We start from the raw sequence: 20559 nt of genomic DNA, 5'->3' as shown, positions 1-20559 counted from the left end.
AATTTCTAAGCATTACTATGATCGGACGATTAACAAAAGGAGGATTTTGTAAGCAGATATGAAAAATAACTCGAATCAATTAAGGAAATAACCTGTTGGCGAAAGGCATAGAATCCTAGTATATAAATGGATGCTAGGGTAATAGCTTGATTTAAGCTGCTTTCCAATATTGTGTAATAATCCTTTCTGTGAATGTCAATATTAAACTGCTTAGTAGCGCAAAGCGGCAATTGGGCCTATGGTAAACATAGGATCTCATTTCTCTCAATTTAAAACTAATTGGGATTGCAGTTAATGAAATTTGGTTTGGGTAAAATCCAATTTGGAGTATTATCACTAAATGTATTACAGGTAGTCACGTTGGTTACGTTCCAGCTACTAAGATCTTGATTGAATGCGGTAGCTCCAATAAACATCTGCTGCATGTCAGTTATGTTTGAAACATCCCAGCTGGAAATATCCTGATTAAATGAAGACGCTCCAGAGAACATAGCAATCATATCAACAGCAGAAGATAAGTCCCAATTGTCTAGAGGTTGATTGAAGGACGTTGCTTGTCCAAAAATTGCCTCCATCGATCGTGCTTTGGAAGTATCCCAATTATTTACTGGCTGATTAAAGGATGAGGCTGACGCAAATATGGCCCAAAGAGAGGTGACATTCGAAGTATCCCAAATACCTATTGGCTGATTAAAAGATGACGCCCTATAGAACATTAAATGCATATCTGTCACATTCGAAACGTCCCAGCTGGAGATATCTTGATTGAAATTCGAATTGTCTGCAAATAGCTCACCCATATTGTTTATCAGTGTTGTTACGGCTACTGAAACATCCTCACCAGAATTGATCATCGCGACTAACATAGGCCTGTCAACAACAATATATTCCTTTCCGTTTAGGACTTTCCTGTCCCCAACTACTGCATTCTGACTCGCCTTTACAGTTATACCATTTGCATCAATAAAAATAAAGTCCTTACATCCCAAGGCACCAACAGTTTCACCTTGTGGGGTGTTTGGACAGACATCTACTTCATTATTAACACCATCCTGGTCAGAGTCGAGCTGATTAAGTGCACAGCCTTCCAGATTCACTTCTTTTCCAGGATCCGTATTGGGACATTGATCATTTGAATCCAACACCCCATCATTATCTGTATCCCTTTCATTAGCTGCACATCCCAATTCATTGACTTCAAGTCCTTCAGTCGTTTCAGGGCACTGATCGAGAGAATCCACAACTCCATCTCCATCAGTATCAAGTTGGTTTGTTGCACAGCCATCTGCATTTACCGGATCACCTTCACTAGTGTTGGGACAAAGATCAAGATCATCTGCAACCCCATCATTATCTGTATCCCTTTCATTAGCTGCACATCCCAATTCATTGACTTCAAGTCCTTCAGTCGTTTCAGGGCACTGATCGAGAGAATCCACAACTCCATCTCCATCAGTATCAAGTTGGTTTGTTGCACAGCCATCTGCATTTACCGGATCACCTTCACTAGTGTTGGGACAAAGATCAAGATCATCTGCAACCCCATCATTATCTGTATCCAATTGTGAATCCGCACAACCAAGAGAATTTACTTCAGTACCTTCCTCAGTATCTAGACATTGATCAATATCATCAGTCACTCCGTCGAAATCCAAGTCGACTAAGAACTTTCCATTTGGTTTCCTTATACTATCCAGGTAATTACTTCTGAATGATTCCTCTGTTAATTCTGGATACGCCTGAGAGTACTTATTAAGCACATTGCGAATGAGTATATCCATGTCAAGGATTTGCAAATCGCTGGCTAATTCAGCAATCAAATCTACATCTTCAATATTGCCGTTATTTTTAAACTCTAAGGAAAGCTCACTGAGCAAAACAGAAACTTCACTAACAGTTCTATTTCCTTGTATTACAGCTGAAAGAACTAAAAGTATCTTGCTAGTCTCATCCCCTTTACTAAATGAAAATTCTTCTGCATTTTTGAGTCTAATTGACGGGGTTATATCGAATGCAGCTAAAATTTCATTCAAGGCCTGTTCCTTGGCCTGATCAAAAGTTAATCCTTCCTCTGTATATAAATATCTCACCCTATCAGCTTCTAAATGCGTTAGTATATTAACATTTATTGAGCTATTAAACTTTGATAAAGCAACAAGCGATATACGATTTTGAGTATTTTCATTTGAAACTTCGTTCCAATAAAAGCCTTCTCCTGTTACTCGAGTATAGGGCTGTGAAACCCCTGTTGCACTTAGTTCATAATTCCCAAGGTCGTCTTCAATATTGGAAGTAAAACTCCTTCCTGTTTGCTTCAGTTCGTCGTCAAGTTCAAAAAAGGTTAAAGATGAACCTGCAACGAAACTTCCTTTAGATACAGATCCGGAAATCTCAAAGGACTGGCTATTATCAGGAGTGTTTGAATTAGTTGTGGGTTCGTCAGAATCCTTGCTGCAGCCTGCTGTGGCTAAGATTCCCAAGGCCATTAATACCAACCGGAACCTTATCAATATTAAGGGTGTATGTATAATGCTCTTTATGATAGTTGCGCTTTGTTATTTAAGAACGAAACAATAGACACCTTATTTCATTAGGATCCACAATCCTCAGAATAACTAGATGTATCATCAATAATCCACTGGAGTTTATCTTGGGATAAGGCATAAAAAAGATCATCTACCTGAATACATCTTAACAAAGGATTGTTGTAGGCGCTAAATAGAGCGAGATTAGTATTATTATTATTATTAATATTCAAGCTGGTAAGTTGATTGTTTTGAATATAAAGATGACCTAAAGAAGAAAGGCTACTAAAATCAGCACTTGTAATTAAATTATCCGAACAATCAACCCCTTGCAAATTAATATTTGAACTAACATCAATGCTGGTTAGTTGATTTTTTTCACAATATAATAGGACCAAATTTGGATTGTTGCTAACATTTATTGAAGTAATCTGATTTTGACCACAAACGAACTGCTCCAATAATTGATTGTTACTAACATCAATATTAGTCAGGTTATTTTCACTACAACTCAGGGTATTTAAATTTACATTTCTGCTTACATCAATATTTGTCAAGTTGTTCTTGTCGATTCTCAGCTGTACCAAGGAGACATTATTACTCAGGTCGATTGATGATATTTGATTATCGGCAAAGTTTAAAGATTCCAAATAAATTGTCTTGCTTACATCTAGTTGTGTCAGTTGATTTCTAACACAGTTAAGTGTGGTTAAACTACCATTTGTACCTAATTGTAATTCAGATAAGTTGTTATCATTGCAATCTAAAGTTTCAAGGAATCGATTTTGAGAGACATCCAATTTGGTAAGGTTATTATTCCGAACTTCAAGGGTAGTTAGATTTTCAAAATCTTCAATTCCAGTTAAATCATGGATATTTAAACCCCTAAGGTAAAGTAGAGTGACATACCGGATCTCAGAAGTCTTCACATAATTATTCATCACGTCATCATAACCAGAATCAATCAAATATTTTTCAAAATTATCATCCGGCACAAAAGTTTGGGAGGTTAGAGAGCATCCATTAGAGTCTACTTCTTCCCCTATTGGGGTGTCATTGCAAAGATCAATGTCATTATTTATTCCATCTCCATCCGAGTCCTTTTGGCTATCCGAACAACCATTGGAATCTACAATTTCACCTTGAGGAGTATTTGAACAATTATCAAGATCATCTGAAACCCCATCACCATCAGAGTCCTTCTGACTGACGGAACAACCATTCTCGTCAACAGTCTCAACTGTTGGTGAATTCGGACATAGGTCGATATCATCAGCAATTCCATCATTATCTGAGTCTTTCTGACTACCTGAACATCCTACTGAATCGGCCACTTCATTTGTAGGCGTTCCAGGACATTGGTCAACATTATCAGTCACTCCATCTCCATCTGTATCCTGCTGAGAAGATGCGCATCCCAGAGAATCAACACCCTGTCCACTAGGAGTATTGGGACACTGGTCAATATCATCGTTTATACCATCCCCATCAGAATCTTTTTGACCATTTGAACATCCACTGGAGTCTACAGTTTCTCCTACAGGTGTACTTGGACACTGATCCACATTGTCATTCACTCCATCTTCGTCGGAATCATACTCAGAACCAGGATCACAATTTGTGAAAATTGGTTTAGGCTGTATCCACTGAGGCGTGTTTTCAGCAAAAAGTGAGCAATTAATGACTTGGGCAACATTCCAATTACCTAAATCTTGATTAAATGAACCGGCGCTCCCAAACATTCCTAACATGCTTTCAACATTACTGACGTCCCAGTTCTCAAGAGGCTGATTAAATGAGGTAGTTACCTCGAACATATAATTCATATTGGTCACGTTACTGACATCCCATTCTCCCAAAGGCTGATTGAAGTTGGAACTTTCGAACATTAATGACATATCAGTTACACCACTTACGTTCCAATTACCGATAGGTTGATTAAATGATTCAGCGCCCAAAAACATGGCATTCATACTTGTCACATTACTAACATTCCAATTTCCAATGGGTTGATTAAATGAGTTGGCACCATCAAACATACTCCCCATATGATAAACATTACTAACATCCCAATTGCTTAAATCCTGATTAAAGGAGTGTGCCTCATTAAACATGGCACTCATTGAAGTAACATTACTCACATCCCAACCACCAATCGGTTGGTTAAAGGAGATGGCAAGGCTAAACATCGAAGTTATGTCAGTAACCTTACTCATATTCCAATTTCCAATAGGTTGATTAAATGAAAGAGCAGAACCAAACATAGCTACCATGTTAGTTACACTACCAACATCCCAATCTCCAATAGGCTGATTAAATGATTGTGCTCCCAAAAACATTGCGTTCATACTTGTCACATTACTAACGTCCCAACTTCCTATAGGTTGATCAAATGAAGTTAAATCAAGAAATAACTCCCGCATATTTGTGACTTTAGTAGTACAAAGCCTTGTGACATCCTCCCCATTTTCGATCATTTCTCGCAGCATAACTTCATCTACTATGGTATAGACTACCCCATCAATTACCCCTTGCTGACCAACTTCTGCCCAATCGTAGGATTTGATGGTAACACCATTTTGGTCCAAGTAAATTGGAGATGGGATAGGACACCCATTTTGATCCACTTCTGCTCCCGGAGTAGTATTAATGCATAAATCAGTATCATCGCTTATCCCATCGCCATCGGTGTCAACCTGCGATAGAGAACATCCATTATCATCCACATCTTCTCCAGGCTGGGTATTGGGACATTCATCTTGGTCATTGGCAACCCCATCTGCGTCCAAATCCTCAGCAAGAAACTCTGCGGTAAGTTCAGTATCCTTAGTTAAAGTTAGCTCCAACGGATTAGAGGTACTCGTAACATCCCCAGACCAACGGTGAAAATTAAATCCATCAGCCGGTATGGCTGATATGGTTATTTGTTTGTCCTCCTCGAAGGTGCCTGAGGATGGACTAGTTGATCCGCCTTCTTTGGGGGAAATACTTATCGTTAGAGTAAATGTCTCCGGATCGGCTTCCTTGGTACATCCCCAATATATAGTGGGGGTGACAAGAAAAACAAGAACGAGAAGAAAGAATCGCTTCTTCATCCTGGATAGTTTTAAAGTAGGAAATGGGGGTATATTCTAAAAGTAAGGCCGTGGGAATGGATAAGATATGATAATAATCAGTTAGTTACAAAAGAACTTTTGTAATCGGTAACTATTAATTTATCAATGAATTATTCTTTTAGGAATTTAAATCTTGATTACCTATCCCTAAGTGGGAAACAATAAAAAAAGAGTTCTGAAATGGCTTAATGAAATAATTAGAAGAGTTGCTTTTTGCCCATTTAAGGCCTAAGAATAATTCCCAACCATGAAAGCAGATCGATTTTAATTCACTAATTGGTTACACAAAAAATACGTTTGAAACGATACTTTGGCAAAAAATTTGAGCAATAAACAATAGCAGTTAATCGCCGATCTTGTAACGAGTGTAAATCTTCAATCTTATTATTATAGATCATTTTGAAGACGGAAAATATGATCTTCGGCTTTTAAGTGATTTTATAGTTTAATCGGCGTATTGGAATGTGATGGAAATACTTCGCGAACCACCTTCTTGAGGAGACAAGGCTATAACCGAAGCTGATACAGGATAGTCGCCATCATAATTGTAATCCACATTTACGGTGAAGACAATTTCTCCTGCCTCATTTTTATACACCAATTGGGAAGGGTTGTTCAGAGGGAATAGCAAGCGAGCCCTAATCAATTCTTGCGGCTGCGGTGGAATACCAAAGTCTAACTGTATACGATCTAAAACATCTATTAAGCCTGCTGATTCTAGGGTGAAATAGAATGGATTGGGTTTATTGTCATAAGAGATCTCTAAGGTATATTGCTCCTGAACGTCAGTGCCCAAATTGTAATCATAATAGGTTTCTAAAAAGGAAAGCAGCCTAGGATTACCATTATTGTCATACTCCTCTACTTGTCCCGTATTATAGGCGTCGTAAGGAGAAGCATATAATTCTTCCACACTAATACTGCCATAGGAGTCAGCAAGATTACTGAGTTTATCATCCTGGTAAAGAAGTAAAGCTGTTTCTTCTCCATCAGTAAATGAGGTAAGTCTGTCCTTACTATCATAGGTGAACAAAAAGAATTTATCGTCATCAGGATATCCTGCGGATATAGCAGAAATAGACTGTAGTCTACGGTTCTCAACGTTACCATTTACTTCTTTAAAGTCGTCGGATACAGAATCGCTACAACTAGCGAGAATTCCAAAAATTGACAAAATTGAAATTGTAATTCTCTTCATGATAAAAAATTTAGAGTGACAATTTTTAATGCAGACTGTAATGTTACTGGATTTATATCCAAAATTGAAACCACTTCTAAACCAGCGATTTATTTTGAGATATTAGCGTTCTACGATAGAGAAGATAAGCATATTATCCGTATATAGTTTACAGAGTATGATAAAGCGTATTGTATTTCGCATGAATGGTAAAAAGGCAAGGCTAAAGGTCCAATTATGGATATTAAATTCTGTCTATCCGTACATTAACAACAGAGTTCATCTTAACCTGCCCGGACTTCAGAGGAAATGTAAAAAAATGATTATTAATGCTATGTTCTTTCTTTTACTCGGCGTGGCGTGTACTTCCAATTACTATAAAAAAGCCGGCAATTTGCCGGCTTCTTATTCTCTCTAATTGATCCTTACAGGATTTGATTGATCAAATCTGGCGTCAATGCCACATCATAGATGGCAAAGTCATCGATCTTTCCTTCAAAGTGTTCCCCACTGCAATAGATTGTCTTGCCTATGAACAAATCCAGAGTGGTCGTAAAATCTGCACCAGCAGCAATTGTCATGGTTTGCTCCAAATTTCCGTTTAGATACAATGAGAGCGTATTTCCCTCACGAACCATTACGCCATTGTTCCATAATCCGTCACTGACCGAACCTTGAGAATAAAGCCTGTATTCCCCGGATGATCTCGCGAATCCTGTAAATGTGTTTCCATTGGCCAAATTGGTCTGCGCAAAACCTGTTGTTGGACCAGAGGCGGAACCGCAACTACTTGTATTGCGTTTATTCCAAATCACTGCCTCCTCTGTCGTTGTACTCAAAAACCAAACGGAAACAGTCCAATCACTACTCGTAAAAAGATTCTGAGAAGCTGACGGCACTTGGATGAAGTCATCCATTCCATCAAATGAATAGGCGCTATTGGAAAATCCAAACCGATCCGTGGCAAGTGCCGCCCCGAAGACAGTTCCGTGGTTTCCATAGCCTGATTCATCATCTGCGTTCCCATTAAAGGGGTACCAGGCCAAACGATGTAGTTCATTAATACTGTTGGCTAATGCACCTTCCTCAATGCGAAACTTTATTGATAGCGTACGGTTATCCGTTAATGGGATATATTCATTGGTGTCTACATTCTTAAGTTCACTTCCATTAGCTACTATATCCACATCCGCAAATCCAAGGACTAAATTTGAAACCTGTATTTCGATTCGATAGGTTACCTGCGGGTCAAGCTCATAATCGCGTAAACTCCAATTAACACGGTAATGTTCCTCCTCCAGGCTCACGACCAGCCCGCTATTAAGATCAAACGTTGCCAGAGGAGTCTCTGTGGGAACCCCATTATCCAATACAATAATCCTTACCTCCGGACTTTGATCCGCGTCAAATATCCCACTGGTTGTTGGACTAGGCACCATAGGTGGTAAGAAGTAAAAGTTGCCATTTCCGAGATTAGCGCCATCGCTTATGAGTGGAATCCCACGCAATTCATTCTCAGCGGTCATGTCATCTCCGTAGTCCTTTTGACAGGAACTAAAAATGAGTAATAAACCCAGCAAAGCAGCCCAGGTACTTTTTTGTAAATGCTTTTTCATGAGGTGGTATTTAGATTAAACATAACTTTCAAAACACTTTTTTGTGCCTTGAATTCTATCAAATCTAAAAGCCCCCTATTGGAGAGTATTCACTATCTACTGGTAATCTTGGACATAACAACTGAGTATTTTCATTACTCAATTGCTTGCACCACTTAGCGCATAGGCGATAAGTTCTGCTGTGTTTTTGCAACCTGCTTTGGAAAGCATGCGTCGTCTATGCGTATCAATCGTGTGCTTGCTAAGATGTAGTTTCTGAGCAATCAGGGCACTGCTATCTCCTTTTTGAAGAAGTTCGATAATTTCCAATTCCCTTTCGGTGAATGCCAACTTCTTCTCATCCAAATATCGTAATACCGTATTCTTGAGTTTATCGAGTCCGACTGGTTTGACCAGATATCCAAAAGCAGAAATATTAATCGCTTCAATGGCATAATCCTTATGAGCCGTTACAAAAACAACCTTAGTCTTAACCCCAAGTGAATTAATTTTTTGTGCCAAATGGATCCCATCCATATGGGGCATCTCAACATCAACGAAAGCTAATTCAGGATTCGTTTTTGATATAAAAGACAGAGCTTCTTCAGGACGCTGAAAGCCACCTATACACTCCAGGTCATCGATGTACCTTATAAGTATTTTAAGCCGATTGATCGCCCGGTTTTCATCATCAACGATTACTACCTTCAGCTTACTCTTCATATCAGTATTCGATTGTCTTCTAAATTTCCCCAGAATCTTTAAAGTTTCATTACTCATTAATGAGTAAATGCGCTTTCCTTTTGGAAAAAGTCAACGTTACCCTCGTACCATATTCTTTTTCAGACTCAGGAAATTCAACGGTTTGAACTTCTACCTGAACTTCAATATTGTTCAGTGATTTATGCAAATCGAAAACATCCTGCATGATCTTAATTCCTCGACCAGACGTTTTCATGTCATTGGTTTGAATGGTTTGATACCCGCCCCCATTATCACTCACAATCATTTGAATGAATCCACTGTCAACAATACCCTCAATCCGGATCCTTAGCACACCAGTGGGTGGCGCACCATGTTTTATGGCGTTTTCCACATAGGTAAATAGCATGTTTTTCGGGACGTGTATCTTCTTGTCTAGACCAAGGTCCATCTTAAAGTCATATTGGATTTCACGATCCATACCACGGGCTATAAGGTCCAGATAATTCTTAACATAATGGAGTTCGTCTTCCAAAGTATGCGTAATTTCATCTGAGCTTCTAAGGGTGTGACGCATGAAATCGGTCAAATTACAAAGTAATTTATCGGCTTCGAGTTCATTGCCTGTTAGATTCATCTCGCTTAGGTTATTCATGATATTAAAGACAAAATGGGGATCAAACTGATTTTTTAAGGCTTTGATTTGCAAGGAAGTTATCTCCCGCTGTAATGCGGCCTTTTTCCTGTCCTTATAGGACTGGATACGCATGATTCCCCAAACGATGATAAAAACCAGTGCATATAGCCCAATGTAGATCGTATACTTAGTATAATAAAGCGGATTAAAGGCATAGCCTAAAGTAAATAGCTGATCTCCCTTTTGAATTCCCAAAAGTAATTCGGAGCTGGTCTGATCAAGGATGTTGAAATATATATTGGAGGTATTATCTGTTTCAATGGTATAGCTAACTGGGTTTTCAAATTCAGAGTCATAGATGGTTAGCCTATCAAATCGATTAGAAATGATTACCCATCGCCTTTCTGAAAGCAAATGGGCATTAATGATTTCATCCCCTTCTAGAAGAGTAAATGTGTTGCGCAAATTTAGGTCGCTATCAAACCCCTGTATTGTCGATCCACCTATTGTATTGATATAATATTCCTGATCTTCTGGGACATAAAACATGTAATTGGATGGAAAGGGAATGGTCCTTCGAGCAACTATCTTTCCTTCAGAGTTCATTTTGAGCAATGCCGAAGGGATTGAATCGATCTTTGACTTGTATCCAATTATAAAATTTGAATCATCGGAGTAGATTCCGTAAACGGCAGAATAAGGTCCAGGGAGCTCCATTTGCGGCAGATAGAATTCCAAATCCTCATTCAAGATTGTTAGATACACCTTGTAATCTGATTTTTGAGACAAACTGGAGTCAATGGAATTGGCTGCAGATATTGTCCTAATGAGGATTTCCTTTTTACTGTCCTCATCTATGTCGGAGAACCCATATACCCCGGAAGTATTTGTAAGAAAGGGTGATCGGCGTATCACACCGCTAAAGGGGTTATAGGCATAGGTGTTCCTTGGATATTGCGAGTAACCCGCATTCAAAGTAAACACTAGGCTTCTGGTAGAGTCGGCAGAATGTTTTGTGACCCAGGGATCAGATATTTCATTTAGATCAGACATTCCATTGTAGGAACCGATTGAATCCAGAAAGACATCGAGCTGCTTAAATCCATTCTTATTTAGCGGCTCAATACCATTTATTAGCACTGAATCGCCTTGGGTAGTAAATGCCCATACTTCTTTAAAACCGTTTTGATCGAGATCCGTAAAGAAGAGGCCTGGTCCTTGGTCAGGGTATCTGGAATCAAAATTCCACTGGTCTACTAGCGTCTTATTCGTATTGTATACAATAAATGAAGAAAGTCCCAAACGATTGTCCAGAGCAACGATTCGTTCTCGCGAGCCGTCACCATCCAGATCTTCAAAATAGAGCCGGGAACCTTCCTGTAATTGTTCTTGCTGGACTTTACTTATTTGGTATTTGGAATGCGTTATTGGCAGAAAATAACCAATAAAAATCGCTAGGATCAAGGACACAAAAATGGGACTCAATGCCACCGTTTTCACCGTAGGTATTCCCATATTATAAAATAATGCCTGGAGGATAACTTCTAATTTAACAAATTTTAGAAACGTGCCAGGATTCTATCTTGTTGATGCGAGTGCGAATCAATCCAGCTTCATCCCCCCCGTCTTAGTGTTTTGGGGATATCCCCCCGAGGTAGTAATAACTTTTAAAATGTAGTACTATGGTAACAATCAAAGGATTTAAGACCGTGCAAAAGGATGATGGGGAAACTTTCAATGTGTTGCTCGTCCAGGGAAAGACCGAAGCTGTAAAGAGTCAGCTAACCGGAAAGATCTATGTGACAGCCCGCGTAGCGCGGGTCCCTACAACATTGGATGCAGAGGCTTGTGAGAAGCTCATCGGAGTTGAACTGGAAGGATCTGTGGAACGCATCCCCTGCGAGCCCTATGACTATACCAGTGAACAAACCGGTGAGATGCTCCGGTTAAGCCATCGCTGGGAATATGTAAATCCCAACCTGTTGGCTGCGGGTTCCAAACAGAAAGTACCCGATATGCTCGCTGTCTAGGTCAACCGACCCATTAGCAACCTTAAAAGCCTCCCTTATCCGGAGGCTTTTTCATTTCTGCTATCAACCGGTAGCACTTCTATCAATTAATCGTATAAAATCAAACAAAATGAAATTACACATCGCTAAAAAAAATGTAGTGAAGCTTCGAGTCGGTATATCCGGGGCTTCCGGATTCGGGAAGACCTATTCTGCCCTTTTGCTAGCCCATGGGATTACTCAGGACTGGTCCAAAATTGCCGTTATCGATACCGAGAACGCCAGCGCGAACCTGTATTCGGACCTTGGTCCCTATCACGTACTTCCTCTGAGAGAACCGTATGCTCCTGAGCGGTACATCCAAGCCATTGAAGCTTGCGAGAAAGCCGGAATGGAAGTAGTCATCATCGATTCGATCTCCCATGAATGGATTGGGGTTGGTGGATGCCTGGAGATCCATCACTCCCTGGGAGGTCGATTTCAGGACTGGGCCGTTATTACGCCACGCCACCAGCGTTTTATTGAAAAGATCCTTTCTAGCCGCTGCCATATCATCACCACTACGCGACGCAAGATCGATTACTCCCTGGATTTAGGCCAGAACGGAAAGACCCAGGTGGTCAAACATGGCACCAAGGAAGTAACCCGGGAAGGATTCGAATACGAGCTAACGGTGAATTTTGAGCTGGTCAATGATCAGCACTTGGCTAAAGCCTCCAAGGACCGTACAGGTCTTTTCATGGGCAAGCCGGAGTTCGTCATCAATTCAGCTACGGGCAAGAAACTCCTGGAGTGGTCCGGGGATCATGGATTGCTTGAGCAGGTTGAACAGAAAATCAGCCAATGCCAGGATTTGGAGGAACTAGCGAATCTCTATCGGAAGCACCCGGCAGTCCAGCAATCGCTTCAAGAATTATTTAAAAAACGAAAAATCGAACTCTCCCGGCTCAATGGACAGGTCACCAAAACGAACGATTAACTTATAAAACAATAACTATGGAAACAATCAATAATCTACTGGATACCCCACCTGTGACACAGCCAAATAAAGCTAACGTAGGAGAAAAACCCTTTATCGTGGCCAATACCAGAGAAGTGAGCCTGGATCATTTGCGCGACCAGTGCATCATCCCCGTATTTAGCAAGGACAACGAGACCACGATCGCACATCACGAGTTTATCGAGGTGGTCTGCAAGGCTGCCCAAGCCTATTGGCCCGGACTGGATATCAGTATCCCACAAATACGCGTATCCCATGTGGTCAAGGGACGCATCCCTTCTGCCATCGGTAAACCGGCATCTGCACTACTCGATCACGAAAAGACGATCTATTATGAGCGGTGCGCCTTTCAATTCGAGATATCGGGCGAACACGCCATGGTAGCTGGTAATCCGATGCGATTATCCATCGGTGGTGTTCGTGCCTACAACCAGGAGAACCTGTACAGCCGGAAATCGTTGGAGCGCTTTAAGGTGTTCGTGGGTTATCGAAATCAGATCTGCATGAATCTCTGCGTAAGATCGGATGGATTTGTGGGGGATTTACGGGTTGGATCGAAGGGAGACCTGCTCAATGCGGTATTTGAGTTGATCGCTGGCTACGATCCGCAAGGGCATCTGGAGGAATTGGGCGACCTGGAGGCTTTCGAACTGAGCGAGGAGCAGTTTGCCCACCTGATCGGAAAGCTTCGGATGTACCCGCACCTGAGCAGCGAGGAAAAGGATGGATTGCCCGAGATATCCCTGACCGACGGCCAGATCAACACGGTAGTCCGCGATTACTATAGCTCGGAAGCGTTCGGCAGGGATACCGATGGACAAATCAACCTCTGGCGGCTCTATAACCTGCTTACCGAGGCAAACAAGAGCTCCTACATCGATAGCTTCCTCGTCCGGAGTCTGCAGGCGCACGGGCTGGTGAATAATCTGGCCAAAAGCCTCAGAAATGGCGTAACAAATTGGCTATTAAATAATTAAATGATCAATAAAACCACAGTTTCTGCCATCCCTGTGCAGGTAAACAGTTAGAATTACCCCCCCCCTGTCAATTTCAAAAAAATGTTGTCAACTTGTCAACTTTTGCTGAGATATCTGATAGGGAGGGGTGATTTAACCATTAATTTTTTTAATGTATATTTGTTTTTGCATATATATTTATTTATATTTGTATGAATGTTAGAGATGGCTACGCGATTACGATCCTGTGGCTGGCACTTCACTGTTATGTCCCCGTCCGGGGAAATTTTCCACCCTTAAGCTAACGACAGCAGGATAGACTGCGGATTACACGCCCGCTTTGGGCATCCCGGTTCAACCCGGGCTTAGAGACAAGCAATCTTAAAAAAAAGAAAATGAAGATTGTAAAGGGAGCAAACGCTCCTAAAATACCGGTTTTCTGGGCGAAGGATGCCAAGGGAAACCTAACGATCCGCCACTACGAACTGAAGGTGGCGTTAGAGATGATGGGGGTAGCCAACATGGAGCTATCCAATGGGAATACCTGCCTGGTATATACCAAGAATAATCGCGTGAGAAGGATCACGCAAGATGATGTTGACCGGCTGATTATCAGCTACCTGGAGGAGAATGGGGAGATGGAGGTCCTGGAGAAATACCTCAAGGGGATAACCACCTACGCCTCCAGCCGAAAACTCAGTACGTTAAAGCGAATTCCACAGCTAACCCCCGCTGATGACCGAGGTGTAATCTGGTTTTATTTCCAGAATACCGCTGTTGCGGTTACCAAAACGCGAATTGAGCCGGTACCTTACGAAGACCTGCCCCACCTAATCTGGGAGGACGAGGTCCTGCCAAGACCATTCGTGATGCGGGTAAGCAGGCCTGGTCAATTTGTCAAGTTTTTGGAAAATGTATCCGGGGGGGACCCTAAGCGGAATAAAGCTCTACGAACCGCCTTGGGTTATATGCTAAGCGGATATAAAGATCCCAGCATTACCAGAGCGATCATCTTGCAGGATGAAGTCTACACCCCTGGAGTGGCCAATGGTAGAACGGGGAAATCACTGATTGCAAAAGCCCTTGGGGAAATGCGCAAATCGGAATCCATTGATGGAAGGCATTACCGGACTTCCGATCCGTTTGCCCATGCCAGCCTTGAGTTGGATACACGGATCATCAATTTCGATGATGTGGGCCGAAAATTTACCCTAGAGGACATATTCTCGATGCTCACCTCAGGAATCACCGTAAACCGTAAATTCAAGGACGCGTTTTACATTCCCTACGAACGGTCTCCTAAGGTTCTGGTTACCAGCAACTATCCCATACGGGGAGTTGAAGGGAACTCTGGCAGGGACCGGTCCTGGTTTTTTGAACTGGCGCCACACTACGGACTGAGCCACAAACCCGAACATGAATTCGGAAACCCATTCTTTTCGGGATGGGATGATCAGGAGTGGAACCGATTCTACGGATTTATGATTTACTGTGCGCACGAATACCTGAAATACGGGTTGCTGGCAGTATCCAATAAGTTCCTTCAGCAAAATCAACTGGCAGCTGAAACTTCACCAGAATTTGTGGATTTCATGCAGCGGGAGTTGGTGCTAGGGACCCGGATGGATAAACGTAAGCTTGAAGACCAGTTCCGGGCCGAATATGGCTTCAGCAAAAAGCAGTTCTCCAATAAGTCCTTTGGGATGAAATTGAGGGCGTACGCACGGATATTGGGTTACCAATATGATCCGGCATCTTCTGGTGGAGGATATTTCTTCACCATTTCTGACAAAAACACTGAAAACAGTGGTCAGGATGAGCCAGATCAACGGGATTCTCTACAAAGCGATGAACCGGATAACCGGTGAGGTTTATATCGGTGCAACCACCTCCACCTTGGAAGCCCGCAAGCAAGATCACCTGCAGAAGGCATCTCAGGGAAAAGGAGGCATCTTCCAGGAGGCTATCGGGACCTATGGTCCCGATGCCTTCACCTGGGAGGTGATCGATTCATCAGGTAACCTGGATGAACTGGCTGAGAAGGAACGATACTATATCGAGCACTACGACTCCCAGAAAAAGGGCTACAACCGCGATCAGGGAGGAGGATTTGCCAAAACCATCTACCAGTACTGCCCGGAAACAGGAAGGCCTTTAGGGAACTTTAAATCGCTCGAGGAGGCTGCAAAGGCAGTGGGATCATGTACCAGGACCATCAGCAACGCCTGTCTGGGGTATAACCGCAGCTGCAGTGGATATTTTTGGAGTTATTCCGAGTATACCTCCTACCCTATTTCAAGCGATCAGCGGAAGAAATCCGTGATCCAGCTTACAATGGAAGGACTTTTGGTAGCCAGCCACCGATCTGTTGCCGAGGCAAGCCGGGCAACAGGACTGAGCAAGACCTGCATTGCAAGGGCGTGCCGAGGCGAACGCGATCATTCCGGAGGATATCGATGGTATTACATCAAATAAGGAAGAAAGGGCTGCAGCGATGCGGCCCTTTCTATATTACCTGGCAAACGTAATGCGGCTGGTTAATGCAGATAATCTCATGATTTACCGTAATTAGCAATCCCCCTATCGGGACAGGACCTGGCTTCGGACGATCAGCAGATTCAAGCGGTGCATCTTTAGCAATAAAGTAGCCTTGCTCCTTACTCATTGCCAAACAGACGTCCCTGGGTTTATTAATTCGCTTTCCATAGCTCCAAAATCGGGCAAGCGCCTTTAGGGACGCCTCGGAATAGCCCATATCGGCTTCTTCCTCCTCATCTAAAAAGTATCCTTCGTCGAATTGATCCTGTAGGTTTGCGCGATGCAAGGGGACCTGGACATACAGGGCTGGCTTTACACGAATAATGAAATACGGGAACATGAGGTATCCCCGCTCCTGGAAATGGATCAAGGGTTTGGTTTCCATTGCGTTATGCGTTTAAGGTTAACGCATCTAGAAAGCAGAACGAAATTCATGAGATCATTTTTTTGACGATCGTCCGCATGCTAAACCACCGTGGCTTCTTTGCTCGGTTGGTACGCTAAAAGCGTTCCGGATGCCCTATAAATATATTATTTCTTATCTAAAAATAAATGATAACTATGTTCAAATCTCCTTGTAAATTAAATCTTACACCTATATTTTTCGGAAACCTGCTCAATTCGCATTAGGCCGCAATAGCCGAACTTTACATCTTAATGACCACATGATCAAACTGAATCAACAAAAAAAACAGCTCGAGTTAAAGAACATTACGATCTCCAACGAACTGGTTTTCGAATTCTTTGACAAAAAAGTAAAGAAGGAAGATTATCAGGAGGTTTTCCTAAAGGCCTTTTATATAGGGGTCCTTGCACTGATGGAGGATCGCCTTTCTGCCTTCCTAGCCAAGACGCAAAGCGAGCTGGGTGTTGAACTAGAAAGCCTCAAGCAGATCTTTGACCTCAAACAGGAACTTTTCTACAAAAGCACGATCAAGGGAGTAGCGGCTGAAGAGGATGTGGCGGCATTCCTGAACGATTACTTCGATCAAAAAAAGATCAAGGATGATGCCTTTCTGACGGGAGGCGACGCCGGAGCCCTGCCAAGAAATAAGACTGGGGATATCCTGGTCCATATCGACGGCACCCAAGACCTACGCATTGGGATCGAATGCAAGTTTGATAAGAGTATCAAGTTGGGTGATATTGCAGATAAGGACGTGTTCACTCGAAAAATGGATACGGCATGGTCCCAACTAATCGAAACACAAGCGAACAGGGAATCCAAGGTTTCCATAATGGTCTTTGATCGCTCTTTAGTAGATAAGTCGATATTGGATTTTACAGAAAATGTGGGCTTTATTCCTTCTATAGGTTTCATTAGCGTGATTGATGTACAGCGGGGGGATTACAGCAATTTGGTGATTGCCTATAACCTGGCTCGAGACATTGCTGTAAATGCCTCCACCCCCGACTTGGATTTGGATTTACTACTTGTGATTATAAAACGAATCATTCACACAATTGATGAGTTTAAATCCATTCGTAAGCTCGTAGAATCCAATATCAAGACCAACGAGAAGATATTACAGCAGCTTGAGAAATCCTTTTTACTAATGGATTTCAACCAGAAATACATGGAGAAGCTCCTAAAAGAAAAGACGCTCACTTCAGCAGATCTATTGGCTTTTTACATGGCGGAGGATGTAAGGGATAAATATTCGGTCATCGAAAAGGAGATAAATGATTTATCCGGTTCTTAGCCTAGAAGAGATTATTTTCGAATATTGGTTTTCCATTTTCTTAGTATTTTTTGAATCATATCCCATAAGAATTCACACACTAAATGATTGACCTTACTTCTAGTGAACTTGGTTATCCCTGGCTTGCCCGATTAACACCACAGCAATGGGATCATGCCCTAAATGCATGTAAAAGACTTCTTGAAGGAATAAAACTTTCACGAGAAGATGAAAGGATAGCTCTTACACTTAGATCGGACAGTTCCAAAGAACGCCTCGGGATAATTTTAGGAATGAAATACATCGGAGGATTCTACATTGACAAGGATGAGGTCTATCTACGGTTTTATTTGGGTACCGACATACCAGCGAGTGTACTTCCCAAAGAGATCACTCACGGAAGTACCCAATTCAAGGATGGCAAAGGTGAACTAGTATATTGCCCGATCTCGGATTGGCCAAAAGTCAACGACATTTTAATGCCGTTGGTTATTGATTCAGTCGAAAAGGAATTAGAATCTGCCAGAAAAGTAGTCCATCGTGGCAAGCATTTACCTTTTTTATTTGATGTTATTTTTGACTCCACTACACGAAAGGAGTTCATAAATTATACGCAGTTACCACCTCAAGCGAAACTCATTGCGGTTTATAAAGAATACCTTCGAGATACCGGAAATTCCAAAGAATGGTATAAATGGGAATTGGCCAAAAGGTTTAGGGAAACATGGAGTTTACAGGATAATGACTTTTCACAGGCCCTGGAGCAACTCAAATTGGATAATTTAATTTCTCAACAGGCTACTTCCTTCATTAATTTGGCACGAAAACATCCAGAAGAGGCCTGGGATCATTTCAAACTGATCTTCGACAAGGAAGTACCTCTGAATGAACGCATCAAGCAATCGAAGATCAAAGGGGATGAACTACTTGTAAAATGGCATCCTAAATGGAAAGTTGCGCAACAGGACGAGCGTTTCCTTTCCGTATTGTGGGCATTCAATGATCCTAATAATTATGGTATTTATAAGGATTCGTATTATCGTAAATACTGTTCTTTAATAGGTGTTAGGCCCAAAAAGCCGGGAAATAAGTATGAACACTACCTATCCCTACTTAAGGATTTTACGGATCAATATGTAATCACAGATAAGGAATTGTTGGAACTTCATGATGAATTTATTCCCAAGGACTTAAGTGAGGTCGATCCAAAGAAACTATTACTTGCCCAAAATATACTTTACATTGTTTTAGATAACCTCTGGAGTAAAGACAATGAGGAGCGGGAAACAAAAGAATTAGATGCCAATCCCACAGAAAATGAACCCAATGAAAAAGTTAGACTTGAATCCATGGACAAAACCTTAAACACGATCCTATATGGCCCTCCTGGGACTGGAAAGACATTTAATTCAATAAATCTTGCACTTCAGATCTTGGGAATTAATGTCGAAGAATTATCTCGCGAAAAGGTCATGATGCATTATGCGGAAAAAGTGGCAGAGGGAAGGATACTTTTTACGACTTTCCATCAAAGTATGAGCTATGAGGATTTCATCGAAGGCATCAAGCCCATTACTGAAAATGATCAGATTGCCTATAAGATCATACCCGGAATCTTCAAGGAATTTTGCACAAACTCATCTATTTTTCAAATCAACGACACTTTTGGGAGAAATGATAAATACAAGATCGTAAGTGTTACCGATAATTTCCTGAGGATTCAAAGGGATTCTGGCGTCGTGGACCTTTCTAGGGATTTTATAGATGAGATCATGAATGCCTATTTCGATGGCGAAATTCAGGATGAGGACTTTTCACAATCCGGCAGGGAGGTCTTGTACAAGAAGCTTCCAACAAAATGGGACAAATATTTGTTGGGCTACGAAAGCCTCTATAGGTCCTTATTACACTATGTTAAGGAAAAAAGGGAATCAACTAAGAAAGCTGATCAACCAAAAGTATTGATCATAGATGAGATTAATCGAGGTAACGTATCCTCCATTTTTGGCGAGTTGATTACCCTACTAGAACCCGATAAACGTAAAGGCAATATCAATGAAATAGAGGTCGAATTAGTCTATTCCAAGGATAAATTCTCGGTCCCAAATGATTTATATATCATTGGCACTATGAACACGGCAGATCGCAGTGTTGAAGCCTTGGACACAGCCCTTCGCAGGCGTTTTTCCTTTGTCGAGATGATGCCCGATCCCGATTTGCTAGACCAAACAGAAGAGATCAATGGGATACACCTAGGAAAACTTCTTCGAACGATCAACGAACGCATTGAATTGCTTATTGACCGAGATCATACCATAGGTCATTCCTATTTTATGGAGGTTACCACTCCAAAAGGACTTGTTGAAGTATTTGAGAATAAAATAATACCCCTTCTTCAAGAATACTTCTATGGGGATTATGGGAAGATCGGACTGGTCTTAGGGGAGGGATTCGTAGCGTTGGATTCGAATGAGAATAGTCAATTTGCACATATGGAATATCCCAATTCAGATGATTTAAGAAAGCCTTCCTACAGGCTTCTACCGATAAATGAGAACACAATCATTCCAGCCCTAAAAAAATTGTTCAATACGTCTGAAGAAGCTTAATTGAGGTCACTAA

The 20559-nt window shown here is 41.6% G+C and carries 14 protein-coding genes and 1 riboswitch; of the genes, 7 read left to right on the top strand and 7 right to left on the bottom strand.

Annotation, left to right across the window (positions count from 1 at the left end; all coding sequences use genetic code 11):
- Positions 1-275 precede the first annotated feature (275 nt).
- The 6 genes from H7F20_RS12285 to H7F20_RS12260 form a co-directional block, all read right to left on the bottom strand.
- Complete coding sequence (locus H7F20_RS12285; RefSeq protein WP_221898773.1) at positions 276-2480, bottom strand: BspA family leucine-rich repeat surface protein; 2205 nt, start codon at positions 2478-2480, stop codon at positions 276-278.
- Positions 2481-2590: 110 nt separating this feature from the next.
- Complete coding sequence (locus H7F20_RS12280; RefSeq protein ID WP_185786473.1) at positions 2591-5620, bottom strand: BspA family leucine-rich repeat surface protein; 3030 nt, start codon at positions 5618-5620, stop codon at positions 2591-2593.
- 466 nt (positions 5621-6086) lie between these two features.
- Positions 6087-6839, bottom strand: coding sequence for a hypothetical protein (locus tag H7F20_RS12275; RefSeq protein ID WP_185786472.1), 753 nt, complete (start codon positions 6837-6839; stop codon positions 6087-6089).
- Positions 6840-7243: 404 nt separating this feature from the next.
- Complete coding sequence (locus H7F20_RS12270; RefSeq protein WP_185786471.1) at positions 7244-8434, bottom strand: LamG domain-containing protein; 1191 nt, start codon at positions 8432-8434, stop codon at positions 7244-7246.
- 138 nt (positions 8435-8572) lie between these two features.
- Positions 8573-9136, bottom strand: a complete 564-nt coding sequence (locus H7F20_RS12265) for a response regulator transcription factor (protein ID WP_185786470.1) — start codon at positions 9134-9136, stop codon at positions 8573-8575.
- A gap of 49 nt (positions 9137-9185) precedes the next feature.
- A complete protein-coding gene (locus tag H7F20_RS12260) occupies positions 9186-11267 on the bottom strand; it encodes a sensor histidine kinase (RefSeq protein WP_185786469.1) in 2082 nt (693 codons plus the stop codon).
- A gap of 167 nt (positions 11268-11434) precedes the next feature.
- Between H7F20_RS12260 and H7F20_RS12255 the strand changes: the two genes are divergently transcribed.
- The 5 genes from H7F20_RS12255 (at position 11435) to H7F20_RS12235 (ending at position 16192) form a co-directional block, all read left to right on the top strand.
- Positions 11435-11782 (top strand): hypothetical protein, encoded by a 348-nt coding sequence (locus H7F20_RS12255; protein ID WP_185786468.1) that lies wholly within the window; start codon positions 11435-11437, stop codon positions 11780-11782.
- Between the two features lie 109 nt (positions 11783-11891).
- Positions 11892-12740 (top strand): AAA family ATPase, encoded by an 849-nt coding sequence (locus H7F20_RS12250; protein ID WP_185786467.1) that lies wholly within the window; start codon positions 11892-11894, stop codon positions 12738-12740.
- 17 nt (positions 12741-12757) lie between these two features.
- Positions 12758-13738, top strand: a complete 981-nt coding sequence (locus H7F20_RS12245) for a DUF3871 family protein (protein WP_255444084.1) — start codon at positions 12758-12760, stop codon at positions 13736-13738.
- A 374-nt stretch (positions 13739-14112) separates the two neighbouring features.
- Positions 14113-15585 carry a hypothetical protein gene (locus tag H7F20_RS12240; RefSeq protein ID WP_185786465.1) on the top strand — a complete coding sequence of 491 codons (1473 nt, stop codon included), beginning with the start codon at positions 14113-14115 and terminating at the stop codon, positions 15583-15585.
- The gene (locus H7F20_RS12235) at positions 15533-16192 is read left to right on the top strand and encodes an NUMOD1 domain-containing DNA-binding protein (protein WP_185786464.1); all 660 of its coding nucleotides are present in this window, start codon (positions 15533-15535) and stop codon (positions 16190-16192) included. The genes H7F20_RS12240 and H7F20_RS12235 overlap by 53 nt, the downstream gene beginning before the upstream one ends.
- Before the next feature lie 31 nt (positions 16193-16223).
- Here H7F20_RS12235 and H7F20_RS12230 read toward each other — a convergent pair whose 3' ends face one another.
- The gene (locus tag H7F20_RS12230; RefSeq protein WP_185786463.1) at positions 16224-16640 is read right to left on the bottom strand and encodes a hypothetical protein; all 417 of its coding nucleotides are present in this window, start codon (positions 16638-16640) and stop codon (positions 16224-16226) included.
- 48 nt (positions 16641-16688) lie between these two features.
- Positions 16689-16779: riboswitch (SAM-I-IV-variant riboswitch) on the bottom strand.
- 141 nt (positions 16780-16920) lie between these two features.
- On the opposite strand from H7F20_RS12230, the gene H7F20_RS12225 reads away from it, so the two are divergent.
- Both H7F20_RS12225 and H7F20_RS12220 read left to right on the top strand, forming a co-directional pair.
- Positions 16921-17958, top strand: a complete 1038-nt coding sequence (locus H7F20_RS12225; RefSeq protein WP_185786462.1) for a hypothetical protein — start codon at positions 16921-16923, stop codon at positions 17956-17958.
- Between the two features lie 83 nt (positions 17959-18041).
- On the top strand, positions 18042-20546 hold the full coding sequence (locus H7F20_RS12220; RefSeq protein ID WP_185786461.1) for an McrB family protein: 2505 nt from the start codon (positions 18042-18044) through the stop codon (positions 20544-20546).
- Positions 20547-20559 lie beyond the last annotated feature (13 nt).

The organism is Robiginitalea sp. SC105 (assembly GCF_014243345.1).
Classification (GTDB): domain Bacteria; phylum Bacteroidota; class Bacteroidia; order Flavobacteriales; family Flavobacteriaceae; genus Robiginitalea.
Note: the sequence above shows the minus strand (reverse complement) of the source record. Positions and strands in the feature narration are given on the sequence as shown.

What these genes read in the sequence shown, in the direction of transcription:
- H7F20_RS12240 (WP_185786465.1), top strand. Translation starts at nt 14,113, where the DNA reads ATGAAGATTGTAAAGGGAGCAAACGCTCCTAAAATACCGGTTTTCTGG.
- H7F20_RS12220 (WP_185786461.1), top strand. Translation starts at nt 18,042, where the DNA reads ATGATTGACCTTACTTCTAGTGAACTTGGTTATCCCTGGCTTGCCCGA.
- H7F20_RS12230 (WP_185786463.1), bottom strand. Translation starts at nt 16,640, where the DNA reads ATGGAAACCAAACCCTTGATCCATTTCCAGGAGCGGGGATACCTCATG.
- H7F20_RS12225 (WP_185786462.1), top strand. Translation starts at nt 16,921, where the DNA reads ATGATCAAACTGAATCAACAAAAAAAACAGCTCGAGTTAAAGAACATT.
- H7F20_RS12265 (WP_185786470.1), bottom strand. Translation starts at nt 9,136, where the DNA reads ATGAAGAGTAAGCTGAAGGTAGTAATCGTTGATGATGAAAACCGGGCG.
- H7F20_RS12270 (WP_185786471.1), bottom strand. Translation starts at nt 8,434, where the DNA reads ATGAAAAAGCATTTACAAAAAAGTACCTGGGCTGCTTTGCTGGGTTTA.
- H7F20_RS12235 (WP_185786464.1), top strand. Translation starts at nt 15,533, where the DNA reads ATGAGCCAGATCAACGGGATTCTCTACAAAGCGATGAACCGGATAACC.
- H7F20_RS12245 (WP_255444084.1), top strand. Translation starts at nt 12,758, where the DNA reads ATGGAAACAATCAATAATCTACTGGATACCCCACCTGTGACACAGCCA.
- H7F20_RS12250 (WP_185786467.1), top strand. Translation starts at nt 11,892, where the DNA reads ATGAAATTACACATCGCTAAAAAAAATGTAGTGAAGCTTCGAGTCGGT.
- H7F20_RS12280 (WP_185786473.1), bottom strand. Translation starts at nt 5,620, where the DNA reads ATGAAGAAGCGATTCTTTCTTCTCGTTCTTGTTTTTCTTGTCACCCCC.
- H7F20_RS12260 (WP_185786469.1), bottom strand. Translation starts at nt 11,267, where the DNA reads ATGGGAATACCTACGGTGAAAACGGTGGCATTGAGTCCCATTTTTGTG.
- H7F20_RS12255 (WP_185786468.1), top strand. Translation starts at nt 11,435, where the DNA reads ATGGTAACAATCAAAGGATTTAAGACCGTGCAAAAGGATGATGGGGAA.
- H7F20_RS12275 (WP_185786472.1), bottom strand. Translation starts at nt 6,839, where the DNA reads ATGAAGAGAATTACAATTTCAATTTTGTCAATTTTTGGAATTCTCGCT.